Here is a 1,815-nt window from a genome sequence, read left to right as displayed (position 1 = left end):
AGCGTGATCGGCGAGGTCACGACAGCCGCCCCATGCACCGCGGCAGCAGCGCTGCAGCCCCAAGTGGACGATGGACCGCGATCGTCGATGCCATCGGCACCAGCCAGGCTGTCGCGGGCTTTGGGGTCACGGATTCAGGTGTTGCTTTAGGCAAGCTTTGTCCATGCGCCATGCGCAACCACCGCAGGCCACCTCGCCGTCAGGGCTCGAAACGCGGCATCGCGCGCCGCATGAAGGCATCGAACAGCGGCACGGTGAAGGCCATCTCGCCGTGCGAAGGGCTGTAGACCATGCCCTTCTTGATCAGGTTGGCGCGAACCGGAGCCAGGCTCGTGGTCTTCACGCCCAGCTTGTCGGCGATGTCGCCGGTTCGGTAGGGGCCTTCGCCCAGTTCGGCCATGGCGCGCAGGTAGGTCTTCTCCCGCGGCGTCAGCCGATCGAAGCGCACGCGAAAGAAGTTCTCGTCCAGGCGCTGCGACACCAGCTCGCTCGCATCAAGGATCACGTCTGCGCCAATGGGCGAGGCCGTTGCGTGGTTCCAGGCCTGGTAGCCCCACTCCTGCAGAAAGTACGGATACCCCTGGGTGAGCCGGAAGATCTCGTGCAACGCATCGAGGTCGAACGCCACGCCCTCGGCCTGCACGGGGTCCTGCAGTGCACGCGCAGCGTCGGGCTCAGGCAGCGGCCCCACGGCGGGGAAGTTGAACAGCCGCTCGGCGTATGACTTCGACTCACCGGCCAGCCCGGGCAGGATCGGGAGGCCCGCGCCCACCAGCACCAGCGGCAACTGGCGCTGCTGCATGCGGTGCATGGCCATGATCAGCGCGCTCAGCTCCTCGGTGCTGAAGTACTGGATCTCGTCGATCAGGATCGCGACCGCCGCGCCTCGCTCCTGCGCCGCCTCGCCTACGGCCACAAACAGGTTGGGGAGGTCGACTTCCAGATCGCCGCTGTCGGCCGAGCCAGGCTCGGGTTCGATGTCCAGGCCGATGTCCAGATCACCCACCTTCACCTTGATGGCACCGATGAAGCTGCGCAGCACGCTCAAGGCCCGGCGCGCCTTGTTGCCAGCCGCCTTCACCCGGTCCAGGTCGAACAGCAAGCGGCGCAGATGAGGCGCCAGCAGCACGGCCAGCGGCTTGCGTTCGTGCGCTTCGACCAAGATGGTTCGAAAGCCTTCGGCCAGGGCAATGCGTTCGATTTGGTTGAGCAGCACCGTCTTGCCCACCCCGCGCAGGCCCGTCAGCAGCAGGCTTTTCTCCGGCCGCCTGGCCTGCACCCGCCCGAACAGCACCCGAGCCTGCTCCAGGATGCCTTCGCGGCCGGCCAACTCGGGTGGCGGCGAGCCCGCGCCCGGCGAGAAGGGGTTGCGGATCTTGTCCATGGCAGGTGCCACTATAGCGACTTATGCCGATTTATACGACGTCTGCCGCATAAAGACGAATAGATGGCCATCTGCCCAGGAGCGAGACAATCGGCGCCATGCCAGACCATCCGGATTCCGTTGCACTCCAAGGGCACTGCCCGCGACCGTTTGGTTGCGGCCCAGGCGGCGCTGGGACTGGCGCCGCCCGACCTGGCAGCGGCCCTGCCCGATCAAAACCGCCACCTCACTGGCGAATGGTGTCGGTTCCTGACCGGCGTTCACCGCAGCACTCGGTGCGCGACTTCATTCGCTGGACGGCCGAGGAGCTGGGCCTGGAACTGCGCTTCGAGGGCGAGGGCGCGAACGAGCGGGCCGTGGTGGCCGCCGTGCACGACGCCGCCAAGGCCCCGGCGCTGAAGCCGGGCGACGTGGTGGTGCGCGTCGATCCC

General features: G+C 67.1%; 1 protein-coding gene. It reads right to left on the bottom strand.

The genetic code is table 11. The annotated features are described in order from the left end of the window. Window positions 1-199: 199 nt before the first annotated feature. Window positions 200-1,384 carry an AAA family ATPase gene (locus O9280_RS13455; RefSeq protein WP_298343738.1) on the bottom strand — a complete coding sequence of 395 codons (1,185 nt, stop codon included), beginning with the start codon at window positions 1,382-1,384 and terminating at the stop codon, window positions 200-202. Window positions 1,385-1,815: the final 431 nt, after the last annotated feature.

The organism is Silanimonas sp. (assembly GCF_027531545.1).
In the GTDB taxonomy this organism is placed as follows: Bacteria; Pseudomonadota; Gammaproteobacteria; order Xanthomonadales; family Xanthomonadaceae; genus Silanimonas.
The sequence above is the reverse complement of the archived record's forward strand: the minus strand, read 5'-3'. Positions and strand labels throughout refer to the sequence as shown.